Annotated in this window: 11 protein-coding genes; 5 read left to right on the forward strand and 6 right to left on the reverse strand. The window is 75.6% G+C overall.

Features of this window, described 5'->3' with window-relative positions:
- Positions 1–14 precede the first annotated feature (14 nt).
- Positions 15–1022: a LacI family DNA-binding transcriptional regulator gene (locus ABZ234_RS16420; protein WP_267949678.1), complete on the reverse strand. Its 1008-nt coding sequence runs from the start codon at positions 1020–1022 to the stop codon at positions 15–17.
- A 167-nt stretch (positions 1023–1189) separates the two neighbouring features.
- Here ABZ234_RS16420 and ABZ234_RS16425 point away from each other — a divergent pair, with 167 nt between their 5' ends.
- On the forward strand, positions 1190–2188 hold the full coding sequence (locus ABZ234_RS16425; protein ID WP_344183336.1) for an ADP-ribosylglycohydrolase family protein: 999 nt from the start codon (positions 1190–1192) through the stop codon (positions 2186–2188).
- On the forward strand, positions 2178–3212 hold the full coding sequence (locus tag ABZ234_RS16430; protein ID WP_355012605.1) for an ADP-ribosylglycohydrolase family protein: 1035 nt from the start codon (positions 2178–2180) through the stop codon (positions 3210–3212). Before ABZ234_RS16425 ends, ABZ234_RS16430 begins: the two co-directional genes overlap by 11 nt.
- Positions 3213–3368: 156 nt before the next feature.
- Here ABZ234_RS16430 and ABZ234_RS16435 read toward each other — a convergent pair whose 3' ends face one another.
- On the reverse strand, positions 3369–3758 hold the full coding sequence (locus ABZ234_RS16435; RefSeq protein ID WP_355012606.1) for a metalloregulator ArsR/SmtB family transcription factor: 390 nt from the start codon (positions 3756–3758) through the stop codon (positions 3369–3371).
- A gap of 165 nt (positions 3759–3923) precedes the next feature.
- Here ABZ234_RS16435 and ABZ234_RS16440 point away from each other — a divergent pair, with 165 nt between their 5' ends.
- The gene (locus tag ABZ234_RS16440) at positions 3924–5030 is read left to right on the forward strand and encodes an NADH:flavin oxidoreductase/NADH oxidase (protein ID WP_355012607.1); all 1107 of its coding nucleotides are present in this window, start codon (positions 3924–3926) and stop codon (positions 5028–5030) included.
- A 213-nt stretch (positions 5031–5243) separates the two neighbouring features.
- Here ABZ234_RS16440 and ABZ234_RS16445 read toward each other — a convergent pair whose 3' ends face one another.
- A complete protein-coding gene (locus ABZ234_RS16445; RefSeq protein ID WP_355012608.1) occupies positions 5244–6920 on the reverse strand; it encodes a Na+/H+ antiporter in 1677 nt (558 codons plus the stop codon).
- Between the two features lie 210 nt (positions 6921–7130).
- Between ABZ234_RS16445 and ABZ234_RS16450 the strand changes: the two genes are divergently transcribed.
- The gene (locus tag ABZ234_RS16450; protein WP_344183326.1) at positions 7131–7568 is read left to right on the forward strand and encodes a hypothetical protein; all 438 of its coding nucleotides are present in this window, start codon (positions 7131–7133) and stop codon (positions 7566–7568) included.
- A gap of 148 nt (positions 7569–7716) precedes the next feature.
- On the forward strand, positions 7717–9150 hold the full coding sequence (locus ABZ234_RS16455) for a PepSY domain-containing protein (protein ID WP_355012609.1): 1434 nt from the start codon (positions 7717–7719) through the stop codon (positions 9148–9150).
- Between the two features lie 46 nt (positions 9151–9196).
- Here the strand turns inward: ABZ234_RS16455 and ABZ234_RS16460 are convergent, their stop codons facing one another.
- The 3 genes from ABZ234_RS16460 to ABZ234_RS16470 all read right to left on the reverse strand — a co-directional run bounded on the left by ABZ234_RS16460 (position 9197) and on the right by ABZ234_RS16470 (position 11760).
- The gene (locus ABZ234_RS16460) at positions 9197–9760 is read right to left on the reverse strand and encodes a copper chaperone PCu(A)C (RefSeq protein WP_355012610.1); all 564 of its coding nucleotides are present in this window, start codon (positions 9758–9760) and stop codon (positions 9197–9199) included.
- 117 nt (positions 9761–9877) lie between these two features.
- Positions 9878–11143: a Dyp-type peroxidase gene (locus tag ABZ234_RS16465; protein ID WP_355012611.1), complete on the reverse strand. Its 1266-nt coding sequence runs from the start codon at positions 11141–11143 to the stop codon at positions 9878–9880.
- Complete coding sequence (locus ABZ234_RS16470; protein WP_267949669.1) at positions 11140–11760, reverse strand: SCO family protein; 621 nt, start codon at positions 11758–11760, stop codon at positions 11140–11142. The genes ABZ234_RS16465 and ABZ234_RS16470 overlap by 4 nt, the downstream gene beginning before the upstream one ends.
- Positions 11761–11830: the final 70 nt, after the last annotated feature.

An 11830-nucleotide genomic window follows, 5' to 3' on the forward strand; every position in this document is an offset into this window, starting at 1 on the left:
ATCGTGCACGGTGTTCAGGTGGATTCGCGGACGATGAGTTTCTGGGGGAGGACGACCTCGCGCGCCCCCTGGGCGGGGCCTTCGGAGAGGCGTTCGAGGATCAGCCGGGCGCAGGTGCGCCCGATCTCCCGGGCGGGGTTGTGGACGGTGGTGAGCGGGGGCGACAGCAGCGACGCCGCCTCGATGTCGTCGAACCCGGTGACCGCGACGTCGCGGGGGACGCTCAGGCCGCGCTCGCGGACGGCGTCCAGGGCGCCCACCGCTATGAGGTCGTTGGCGCAGACCAGGGCCTCGGGCGCCGGGTCGAGCGCGAGGAGGGCGTGGGCCCCCTCCACCCCTCCGGCCCGGGTGAAGGGGCCGGAGACGACGAGGGACTCGTCGAACTCGACCCCGAAGTCGCGCAGGGCCCGTTCGTAGCCCGCCAGGCGGAGCCGTCCCGGTGCGGTGTCCGGGTCCCCGTTGACGAAGCCGATCCTGCGGTTCCCGCGTTCGAGCACGTGGGTGACGGCGTCCGCCATGCCTCCGGTGTCGTCGGCCCGCACGATGTCGCCGAAGCGCGGGTCGAGCTCACCGCTCAGCCGGACCAGGGAGGCGCCGGCGTCGGTGATCGCCGCGTAGTGGCGCTCCTGGGCGGTCAGCGACGCCAGGACGACCCCGTCGACCTTGCGGTCGAGCAGGTGGCGCAGGGCGGCGTCGAGGTCCTCGGAGTTCTCCCGGACGCTGCAGATCGAGATGAGGAAGCCCTGGGGCTGGAGCACGTCCTGGAGCCCGGCCGCCATCTGGGGGTAGAAGGGGTTGGTGACGTCGGAGACCACCAGCGCGACGGCCTCGCTGCGTCCGGTCCGCAGGCCTCGGGCCGAGGGGTCGGGCCGGTAGTCCAGCTCCTGGACGACCCGGAGCACCTTGGCCTTGGTCTTGTCGCTGACCGGGCGCCGCCCGCTCAGGACGTGGGAGACGGTCGTGATGCTCACACCCGCACGCGCCGCGACGTCGGCGATGCCGGCCCTGTTCTCCTTGCTCATCTCTCTCGATTCGCATCGTATGCAAAACGTATTGCAAAAGGGTAGGGTTCATAGTGGCCAAAAACGGTGTGCAGTGTCAAGACGAGTATCCCCCTCCCCCACTCACCAGTTGGAACACGGCGGAGCGCGTCGAACTGCTGTGCGCAAAACGAAGTGAGAGGATGCCGATGGTGACTCGTGATCGGTGCCGCGGGGCCCTGGTGGGCCTGGCGGTCGGCGACGCCCTGGGGGCACCCACAGAAGGCATGACCCCCGATGCCATCCGTGCAGCACACGGGCGTGTGGTGGACTTCCTCGAGGAGGACGCCGCGGGCACCGACGACACCGAGTACGCCGTCCTGTGCGCCCGGGGGCTGCTCGCGCACGGGCACGGCCTCACGGCCGACCACGTCGCCGAGGTGTGGCGGACAGCACTCCTCGCCCAGACCGAGGGGTTCCACGGCGCCGGGTTCAGCGAGATGGTGGCCATCGCCAACCTGCGGGCCGGACTGCGGCCCCCCGTCAGCGGCGCCGACAGCTACGAGTCGTGGAGCGACGGCGCGGCCATGCGCGTCGCGCCCGTCGGGATCCTCTGCGCCGGCGACCCGGCCGAGGCGGCCCGGCTGGCGCACGAGGACGCCATGGTCAGCCACGACGCCGACGGCGTCCACGGCGCGCGGGCCGTCGCCGCGGCCGTGGCGGTCGCCCTGGTGGCCGAGGGGCCCGACGAGGTCGTGGCGGCCGGGCTCGCGGCCATGCCCGCGGACTCCTGGACCGGGCGCCTCACGAGGCGGGCCCTGGAGATCGCCGGGGCCGCCCCCGACACCGACACGGCCGAACGGGAGCTGTACGCGCAGATCCCGCTCTTCCACTACCCGTGGCCCGACACCGCCCCCGAGGCGGTGGCCCTGGCCTTCGGGCTCTTCGCGGCCGCCCGCGGCGAGTTCGTCCCCACCGTGCTCGCCGGGGTCAACATCGGGCGCGACTCCGACACCATCGCCGCGATGGCCGGGGCGATGGCGGGCGCGCTGCACGGCGCCTCGGCCGTCCCCGCGCACTGGCGGGAGCAGGTGACGAGCGTCTCCGGCCGCTGCGTCACCGTCACCGCAGGAACGGACCTCATCGAACTCGCCGACGCCCTGCACGCCGCCGGGCGCCACCACCAGGAGGTGGACCTTGCGCTCTGAGACCGCGCGCGGAGCCCTGCTCGGGCTCGCGATGGGCGACGCCCTCGGCCTGCCCGCCCAGTTCCACCGGCGTGTCCGCTCCGGGTGGGGGCGCGACATCCTGTGGCAGAAGAACGCCGAGCTCGACGCCCAGCGCGTCTCGCGCCCGCTGCTGCCCTTCGCCCTGAGCGGCGACGAGGGCAGCCCGCTGTCCGGCACCGACGACGCCGAGACCGCGGCGACGGCGGCCCTGGTGCTGCTGGAGGCCGAGGCCCACGACACCGCCTCGCTGTTCGCACGGTGGCGCGCGCACTACGTGGACACCGAGGACGTGTGGTGCGGCGTCGCCGAGCGCGGCGCGGCCGTCCACGCCCTGCGGGGCGCGGTGCCCCCCACGACGGGCACGGACAACCCCGTGCACTGGGACGACGCCGCGGTCCCGGCGGCCGTGGCGGTCGGACTGCTGCGCGCCGGGGACGCGGACGCCGCCGCCCTCCTGGCCGGGGACTACGCGAGCATCACCCACTCCCGTGACGGGCTGTGGGCGGCCCGCGCCATGGCCCACGCCGTGGCGTCGCTGGCCGGGGGCGCCCCGCTGGAGATCGCGCTGGCGGGAGCCCGCCGGACCGTGCCCGCGGACAGCTGGCTCGGGCGGGGGCTGGACCGCGCCGACGCGCTGGTCGACGACGCCGCGGACGCCTTCACGGCGGTGCCGGACCTGGTGGACGCCTTCGGGCGGGCGCGCTACAGCCACGGGGGCGTGGCCCCCGAGACGCTGCCGACGGCGTTCGCGATCACCCGCCTCGTGGGCGGGGACCTCGCCGCGGGGCTCCAGGCCGCGGCGCTCCTGCCCCGGCAGGCCGACAGCATGCCGGCGATGGTCGGCGCCCTGTGCGGGGCGGTCGGCGGCGAGCGGGCCGTCCCGGAGGCCTGGCGCGAGCGCGTCGACCGGCTGGAGGGCGTACTGCTCCCCCGGGTCGCGGGCGTGCGGCTGACCGAACTGGCCGACCGCCTGGTCGCCGCGGGGGCCGGAGTCCTCCGGTGAGGTGAGCTGGGCCGGGCACCGGTACCGGAGGGCGGATCGGGGCAGGCGTACCCGGCAGCGCGGGGGCGCGCCGGGTATCGGGGGCCGCGCGGGGCGGAGGATCCGTTCCGCGCGGCCTTCCGCGTTCCCGGGACCGCGCCGCTCCCGGGCGGGCCCTCAGCGCTCGCCGTCGGAGGGCGCCGGCACGGCGGCCGCGTCCTCGCGCTCGGCGAGGAGGGCGGCGTTGAGCACCGCGCCGAGCAGCCCCGGCATACGCGTCTCCAGGTCCTCGGTGCGCAGGCGGCTCATCCGCGACGTGCCCTCGTAGTACTGGCGGATGATCCCGGCCTCGCGCAGCACCCGGAAGTGGTGCGTGGACGTGGACTTGCTCACCGGCAGCGCGAAGGCGATGCAGGCCATGTCCTCATGGCCGTCGGCCAGGTCGCGCACGATGCGCAGCCGTACCGGGTCGGCCAGTGCGTGCAGGACCGCGTCCACCCGGATCTCCCGGGCGTGCGGGTGCTCCAACCGGCGTCCCGGCCTTCTCGTCCCCGCCGTGTCGACCACAGGACCGCCTCCCTCGCTGCGCCACCATCCACAAAGTACGACAAGCCTCGTAGTTTGACAATCATCGTAATACGATGATTATCGTATGAGGAGCGGTCGACTCGTGACCGACGCCCGACCCCGGCGCCGCCGGGGTCCCACCCCGCACCACGGGAAGGACCGACCGTGAGCACGTTGTTCACCCCCCTCGTACTGAGGTCGCTGGAGATTCCCAACCGCGCGTGGATGTCCCCGATGTGCATGTACTCGGCGGAGTCCCAGGGCCCCGACACCGGGGTGCCGACCGACTTCCACCTGGCGCACCTGGCGGACCGGGCCGCGGGCGGTCTCGGCATGGTCATGGTCGAGGCCACCGCCGTGCGCCCGGACGGGCGGATCAGCCCGTGGGACCTGGGCCTGTGGAACGCGCGGCAGGAGGCGGGCCTCGCCCGGGTGGTCTCGGCCGTCCGCTCCCACGGCGCCGTCGCCGCCATCCAGCTCGCGCACGCCGGGCGCAAGGCCTCGGTCGACAAGCCCTGGCTCGGCAGCCGCCCCGTCGCCCCCGCCGACGGCGGATGGGCCACGGTCGGCCCGAGCGCCGAGCCCTTCCACGACCACCCGGCGCCGACCGCGCTGACCGTCGAGGAGATCGGGCAGCTCGTGCGCGACTTCGCCGCGGCCGCCGAGCGCTCCCTCGCCGCGGGGTTCCAGGTCGTGGAGGTGCACGGGGCCCACGGCTACCTCCTCAACTCCTTCCTCTCCCCCGCGGCCAACCACCGCACCGACGCCTACGGCGGCAGCCTGGAGAACCGCATGCGGTTCCCGCTGGAGGTGGTCGACGCCGTACGCGCCGTCTGGCCCGAGCACCTGCCGGTGCTCTTCCGCACCTCCGCCACGGACTGGCTCTCGGAGAACGCCGACGACGCCCGCGAGGGCTGGACCGCCGAGGACACGGTGCGGCTCGCCAAGGAGCTCCAGGCCAGGGGTGTGGACCTGCTCGACGTGTCCACCGGCGGCATGGTCCACGACGCCTCCATCCCCGCCGCGCCCGACTACCAGGTCCCCTTCGCCGAACGGGTGCGCCAGGAGACCGGCCTGCCCACCGCGGCGGTCGGCCTGATCCTGGAGCCCGCCCAGGCGGAGGAGATCGTGGCCTCGGGCCGCGCCGACGCCGTGTTCCTGGGGCGGCAGCTCCTGCGCGAGCCCTACTGGGCCCACCGCGCGGCCGAGGAGCTGGGCGCGGCCTCGCGCTGGCCCGACCAGTACGGGTACGCGGTCGCCCGTCGGCGCTGACCGCGCGCACGGACCCGCCCGGCGCGGTGCCCCTCCCGGGGGGCGCCGCGCCGGTGTCGTGTCCGGGGACGGGGGTCCGCTCCGGCTGCGCCGTGCCTTCCGTGCGCGGACTCGACGGCCCCGGGGCCCGGCGTCCGGGAACCGCGTTCGGGACGGGAGCGCCTGCCCGCCCGGGCTCGTCACGGGTCCCGGCAGCCCCTTCGGGCCCCGGGGTCACTCGAACTGCTCGCGGTGGGTGAGGCGGACCTCCTCGGTGTCCATCGCCGACTGCATCCGGCGCAGCACGACGTCGTCGATGCGGCGCTCGTCGCGCAGCCGGATCACGGTGGCCCGCTTGCGGGCCAGCAGAGCCAGGCGCAGCGCCGTGTACTGCTCCTCCCTGTTCCGGATCCGGTCGGTCCGCGCGGCGTCGGGGTCCTCGCGCAGCGTCTCCAGGTGCTCCCGGTACTCCTCCTCCAGGCGGGAGGCGACGGCCGGGTCGGTGTCCAGGGCGGACGCGGTCCCGGGCAGGGCCTCCAGTGCCTCCTCGATCGCGGTCCGCTGGGCGAACCGCCGTTCCCGCTCCACGTCGGAGTCGTCGGGCAGGCCCGCCCTCGAGATCAGCGGGGGCAGCAGCAGCCCCTGGACCACCAGGGTCACCAGGATGACGCCGGTCGTGGTGAACACGATGAGGTCCCGCTCGGGGAAGGCGGCTCCGGAGGAGGTCGTCTGCGGCACCGACAGGGCCACCGCCAGCGACACCGCGCCGCGGAACCCCGCCATGGCGTTGACGAGCCGGGAGGGGAGCCCCGGTCCCCCGGCCGGCCGCCGCGCCCGCGGCAGGAGCCGCACGAGGAGGGCCGGACCGAGGACGAAGGCGCCCCGCACCGCGAGGACCAGCACCGACACGAGGGCCACCAGCGCGAGGGCCTGGGCCAGGGCCAGGCTGGCCAGCCCCCGCACGGCCGTGTGGACCTCCAGACCGACCAGCACGAACAGCGACCCGTTGACGAGGAACACCGCCAGGGACCAGGACGCCTCGGTCTGCCGGCGGGACAGGGGCCGTCCGACGGTCGGTCCGGCCTGGCTCATGATCAGGCCCGCCACCACCACCGCCAGCACGCCGGAGGCCTCCACGCCCTCCGCCAGGAGGAAGGCCGTGAACGGGATGAGGAGGATGGCGACGTTCTGCAGGAGGGCGTTCTCGATGCGGCGGCGCACCGCCGCCCAGAACAGTGCGGTGACCGCGCCGGCCGCGACGCCGCCGCAGTAGGACAGCAGGAACAGCCAGCCGACGTGCGGGGCGCTCAGGGACTCCTCCCCCACGGTGACGCCGACGGCCACGCCGTAGACGACCAGGGCGGTGCCGTCGTTGACCAGGCCCTCGGCGCGCAGCACGGTGATGTCCCGGCGCGGCAGGAGGCGGGCCACGGTGGACACGGCGGTGGCGTCGGTGGGGGCGACGGCGGCCCCCAGCACCCACGCCGCGCCCCAGGGCAGCCCCCACAGGTGGGCCGGGACGGCGACGGCGGCGGCCGTGGCGATGACCAGCAGGGTGCTCATCACCGCGATGCCGGTGAGGTTCTTGCGGATCTCGCGCAGCGACGTGGACAGGCTCTCCCAGTACAGCAGGAGGGGCAGGAAGATCAGGAGCATCAGCTCCGGCGGCAGCTGCACCTCGTGCAGGGCGGGGACGAACCCCATCAGCACCCCGCTGCCCAGCAGCAGGGCCGGGGCTGGCAGGCGGGTGCGGCCAGCCAGGGCGGTGCAGACCAGGATCGCCGTCCCCAGCAGGACGACGAGTACGAGACCGAGCAGGAGGCACCTCCGTCGACGTCGTCCGGGCGCGTCCCGGGGCGCGGCACGCTCGGAAGCCTCTCGCGCCGCACCCCGGGTGCGACCGCCGGACACGGCGCTTTGCCCAGGGTGGAGGAGGTCCTGTCCGCCCCTTGGCCCGCGGGGACGGGGATGCCGGGGTGCGGGAGGGCCCGACCGCGCTCTCCCCGCGGCCGGGGCTCCGGCCCGGGGGCCGCCGCAGCCCGCGCCCCGCCCGGCGGGAGGCGGGCCGCAGGGCCGGACCTGGCGCGCGACGGTGTCGTACCCCCTGGCTACCGTGGCCCCATGCCGACCTTCCAGGACTTCAACTTCAAACTGCTCGTCGTCGAGAAGCTCATGTACGACGACGGGACGCTCTCCCCCCGGTTCACCCTCTCCGAGCACCTCCAGGGGCTCGGGATCACCCAGAGCCCCCACGACTACGCCTACGCGGTCGGGAAGGAGTTCCAGGTCCTGGACGAGGCGCGCGCGTACTTCGAGGCGCTGGAGATCGGCGCGGAGCAGCTCGCCGCCGTGGACTCGGTCCTGTTCGACGGCGGGAACCAGGCGTTCATGGAGTGCGCGCCGGTCTGGGACGGCGAGGACGACCTGTTCGACGTCCGCTCCCTGGACGACCTCGACCTGGTGCCGAACCTCCGGCGCTTCGAGGGCGCCGAGGACCTCTTCTACCAGCGGCCCGAGATGCTGGAGGTCCTGACCGCCAGGGGCATCGAGGTCGACTGAGCCGACGGGGCCCGCAGCGGCCGGCGGGGCACCCGGGCGCGGGCGTCCCGCCGGCGGGAACCCGGAGGCCACCGCGGACGACCACAGGGGCGAAGGACGCTTCCCACCGGGCACGGGCCCGGTGCGCCGCTGTGAGGAGAACGAACGCGTGGAACGGCAACCGGACAAGTCGGCAGCGGACCGGGCCCGCCCGGGGCCCCGCGGCGCCTGGGCGGCGCTGCGCCCCCTGGTCCTGCGGCTCCACTTCTACGCGGGGGTGTTCGTCGCCCCCTTCGTCCTGGTCGCCGCCGCCACGGGGCTCCTGTACGTGTGGACGCCGCAGATCGAGCAGGCGGTGTACGCGGAGCAGCTGTACGTGGAGCCGGGGGGCGAGCCCCTGCCGCTGCACGAGCAGGTGCGCACCGCCCGGGCGGAGCTGTCCGGGGCCGAGGTCGACGCGGTGCGTCCGGCCACCGGCGAGGAGGACTCCACGCGGGTGCTCTTCGACCTGCCCGGGTCGGCCGAGAGCCACCGGACGACGGTGTTCGTCGACCCCTACGGCGGCGAGGTCCTCGGCGTGATGGAGACCTACGGCACGAGCGGCGCGCTGCCCGCCCGGACCTGGGTCGACATGCTGCACCGCAACCTGCACCTGGGCGACGCGGGCCGCCTGTACAGCGAGCTGGCCGCGAGCTGGCTGTGGGTGGTCGCCCTGGGCGGGGCCGCCCTGTGGGCCTCGACCGCGCTGCGCCGCCGCGGGGGCGCGCGCCGCCTGCTCGTCCCCGGCGCGGGCACCGCTCCCGGCCGTCCCCGGTCGGTCTCGGTGCACGGCGCGACCGGGACGTGGCTGCTGGCGGGGCTGCTGTTCCTGTCCGCCACGGGGCTGACGTGGTCCCAGTACGCGGGGGCGAACATCACCGAACTCCGGGAGCGGCTGGCCTGGACCACCCCCTCCGTCTCCGCCGGCGTCCCGAACGCCTCCCCGGGGGTGGACATCGGCATCGACACGGTGCTCGCCGGCGCGCGGGACGCCGGTCTGGACGGCCTCGTCGAGATCTCCCTGCCGAAGGACCCCGCCGCCCCCTACACAGTGACCCAGATCGACCGGTCCTGGCCCACCTCCGTGGACTCGGCGGCGATCGCCGCGGACACCGGGGAGGTCGTCGACGTCGTCCGCTTCTCCGACTACCCGCTCATGGCCAAGCTGAGCCGCTGGGGCATCGACGCCCACATGGGCGTGCTGTTCGGGGTGCCCAACCAGCTCGTGCTGACCGCCGTCGCCCTGGGAGTGGTCGTCGTCGCGGCGTGGGGGTACCGCATGTGGTGGCAGCGGCGTCCGACGCGGGGCCGGGCCCTGGGCGTGGGCCGCCCGTACCCGCGCGGCTCCTTCCGGGCCCTGACGTGGCCGTGGCGGGTGGCGGTGGTCGTCGTCCTGGCGGGGATCGGGTGGGCCGTTCCGCTGGTCGGCGCCTCGCTCGCGGTGTTCCTCGCGGTGGACGCGGCGCTGGGGTGGCGCGCCCGCCGCCCGCGCCGCACGGCGGGGCCGGCCCCTGCGGCGCCCGGGTCCGGGGACGCGCCGGTCGCGGGGTCCCGCTCCCGGTGAGGCGCCCCGCGCGGCCGTCCCCGCCCGGGCGGGGACGGCCGCGGGCTCAGTGGTGCCCTCCGTGGTCGGTCACGGGTGCGCTGCCGGCCGCCATGGGCTGCACGGGCGCGGTGACCTCCAGTTCGCTCCCCTCGGCGAAGGTCAGCGTGACGGCGACCTCGTCCCCCTCCTCCAGGGGTTCGGGCAGGTCGTTGACCATGATGTGGTAGCCGCCGTCGACCAGCTCGGTGGCTCCCCCCGCCGCCACGGGGATCTCCTCCACGACGCGCATGCGGGAGGCCCCGGAGCCGGTGGTCTCCGTGCTGCACAGGTCGGCGTCGGGCGAGGCCCCGGTGGAGACCCCGGTGATGGCGGTGTCCTCGTCGGCGGCGTTGGAGACCTCCATGTACAGGACGGCGATCTCCGGGTTGGCGGGTTCGGGCACCCACGCGCCGGTGACCTCCAGGTCGCCGGCGGCGGCGTGGCCGCGGGGCTCCGCGTCCGGGTCGGCCCCGGCCCGGTCGGCGGGCGCGTCCGGCGTCCCGCAGGCCGTGGCGAGGAGCAGGGCGGCCAGCGCGGCGGCGGCGGTGGTCCGTGGCTTCGGCACGGTCCCGTGTCGTGGGAGTGGCATGGTCCTCGCGGTTTCCTCGTGGTCGTGGTCGTGCGGTGGTGCGGTGGTGCGGGTGGGAGCGCGGCCCCGTCCCCGGGGTCGTTCACGGAGCCCTCGCGGTTCCCGGTGTGCGCGCCCTCACCCGGGGAGGAGGTCGTGCGCGATCCAGGGTTCGCCCCCTCGCACGGGCGGCACGGCGAACAGGGCGCTCCCCTCGTGGCGGACGTACCGGTGGAGGGCGTCGGCCCCCTCGTCCAGAGCGCGCTGCACCGGGGTGAAGCCCGCCCTGGGGTCCGCCTGCCAGGCGGTGAAGACCAGGCCCGCCTGCCGGAGGCCGTCGGCGTCCCAGCCCAGGTCGTAGTTGAAGCCCCGGCGCAGCATCCGCGCGCCGAGGGTGTTGCCGGGGGCGGCGAGCCTGATGTGGGCGTCGGGCGCGATCACCGGCGTGCCGTCCTCCCCCGTGGCCGACAGGTCGGGGAGGTCGTCCTCGGCGCCGCCCCCCAGCGGCGCGCCGTTGGAGAGGCGGCGGCCGATGACGGCCTCCCGGTCCCCGGGGTCGAGGGAGTACCAGTCGTCGAGGAGCATGCGGATGCGGCGGACGACGAGGTAGGTTCCGCCGTCCATCCACGCCAGGGCGGGCTCGGGGTGCGCGGCGAGGACCTGGGGGCCGAACACCGGGTCGGAGGCGTTCGGGTTGACGGTCCCGTCGATCTGGCCCATCAGGTTGCGCGGTGTGGCGCCCGGGTCCTCGGCCGCGGCGGCCGAGCGCTGGAACCCGGGCAGGGACCACCGCGGCCGCGCGTCGGCGGCGACGGCCCCGACCAGGTGCCCGACCGCGGAGGAGAGGACGACGGGGTCCTCCGCCCCCGCGTGGAGCAGCAGGTCCCCGCCGCACCAGCCGGGCTCCAGGCGGTCGGAGGCGAAGGCCGGGACGTCCTCCATGTGCGGGGGGATCCGGTCCTGCGCCCCGATCCGGTCGAGCAGGGAGGCGCCCAGGCCGACGGTGACGCCCAGCGACGCCGGGAACAGCCCCCGGGTCGGGGCGCCCTCGACGCGGGCGTCGAGGCCGTGCCCGTGGAGGGCGCCGATCTCCCGGCCCCAGGTCCGGAGCACCCGGCGCGCGGCCTCGCGCACCCGCTCCCCCGGCTCCGCCCGCAGGTCCAGCGCGACCAGTCGGACCTGGGACGGCGTGGGCGACAGGAGGGCCGGGGGCAGGCCGTCGCGGTCCCCGGCCCTGGAGCGGGAGGGGGCGAGCGCTTGGGCGTTCTCCTCCCCGGCCCGGCGGTCGGCGAAGGCGTGCCCGGCGCCCGCGCCCGCGGCCAGGCCGGCGAGCCCGGCCGCGCCCGTGGCGGCCAGGAGGCCGCGGCGGGAGGGCCCCTCCCCCGGGTCGGTGCGGCGTCTCACAGCAGGGTCTCCGCGAGTTCGGGGAGGAGAGCGGCGATCCGGTCGGCCTCGGTGCCCTCGTCGAACATCCCGGCCGCCTCGCCCCCGGGCAGCAGAACGACGATCCGGCCGCCGTGGGTGACCAGGTACTGGCCCTCGGCCTCCTGCGGGGGGTCGACGGCGATGCCGTAGTCGCGAGCGGCCTCGACCGTCGTGTCGACGTCCCCCCGGACCCCCTGGAAGGAGGGGTCGAACCGGTCGAGCCAGGACCGCATCTGCTCGGCGGTGTCGCGGGCGGGGTCGGTGCTGACCATCACGACGTCGTAGGCGTCGGCCGCCTCCCCGGCCTGCCCGAGTGCCAGGTCGATCTCGGCCATCGTCATCGGGCACACGTCGGGGCAGCTGGTGTAGCCGAAGAAGAGCAGGGTCAGCCGGTCGTCGGCGACGTCGGTGAAGCCCCACGGGTCGCCGTCGAGGGTCGTCAACTCGGTCGCCGAGGCGGCCATGGGGTCGTCGGACAGGTCCATGTAGTGGTCGGCCTCCGCGACGGGGTCCGCGGCGGAGCAGGCGGTGGCGAGGGCGAGGGCGGCGCAGAGCGCGAGGCCGCGGAGGGCGGCCTGGCGGGGTCGGGACGTCATGGTGTTCCTTCTCGGGTTCGGGGCCGGCCGGAGGCCGGCGGTGGGGAGGCGCGTCCGGGGCGGCGCGGTG

This window comes from Nocardiopsis sp. NPDC006198, from assembly GCF_040613895.1.
Classification (GTDB): Bacteria; Actinomycetota; Actinomycetes; order Streptosporangiales; family Streptosporangiaceae; genus Nocardiopsis; species Nocardiopsis tropica.

What these genes read in the sequence shown, in the direction of transcription:
- ABZ234_RS16420 (WP_267949678.1), bottom strand. Translation starts at nt 1,022, where the DNA reads ATGAGCAAGGAGAACAGGGCCGGCATCGCCGACGTCGCGGCGCGTGCG.
- ABZ234_RS16425 (WP_344183336.1), top strand. Translation starts at nt 1,190, where the DNA reads ATGGTGACTCGTGATCGGTGCCGCGGGGCCCTGGTGGGCCTGGCGGTC.
- ABZ234_RS16450 (WP_344183326.1), top strand. Translation starts at nt 7,131, where the DNA reads ATGCCGACCTTCCAGGACTTCAACTTCAAACTGCTCGTCGTCGAGAAG.
- ABZ234_RS16460 (WP_355012610.1), bottom strand. Translation starts at nt 9,760, where the DNA reads ATGCCACTCCCACGACACGGGACCGTGCCGAAGCCACGGACCACCGCC.
- ABZ234_RS16470 (WP_267949669.1), bottom strand. Translation starts at nt 11,760, where the DNA reads ATGACGTCCCGACCCCGCCAGGCCGCCCTCCGCGGCCTCGCGCTCTGC.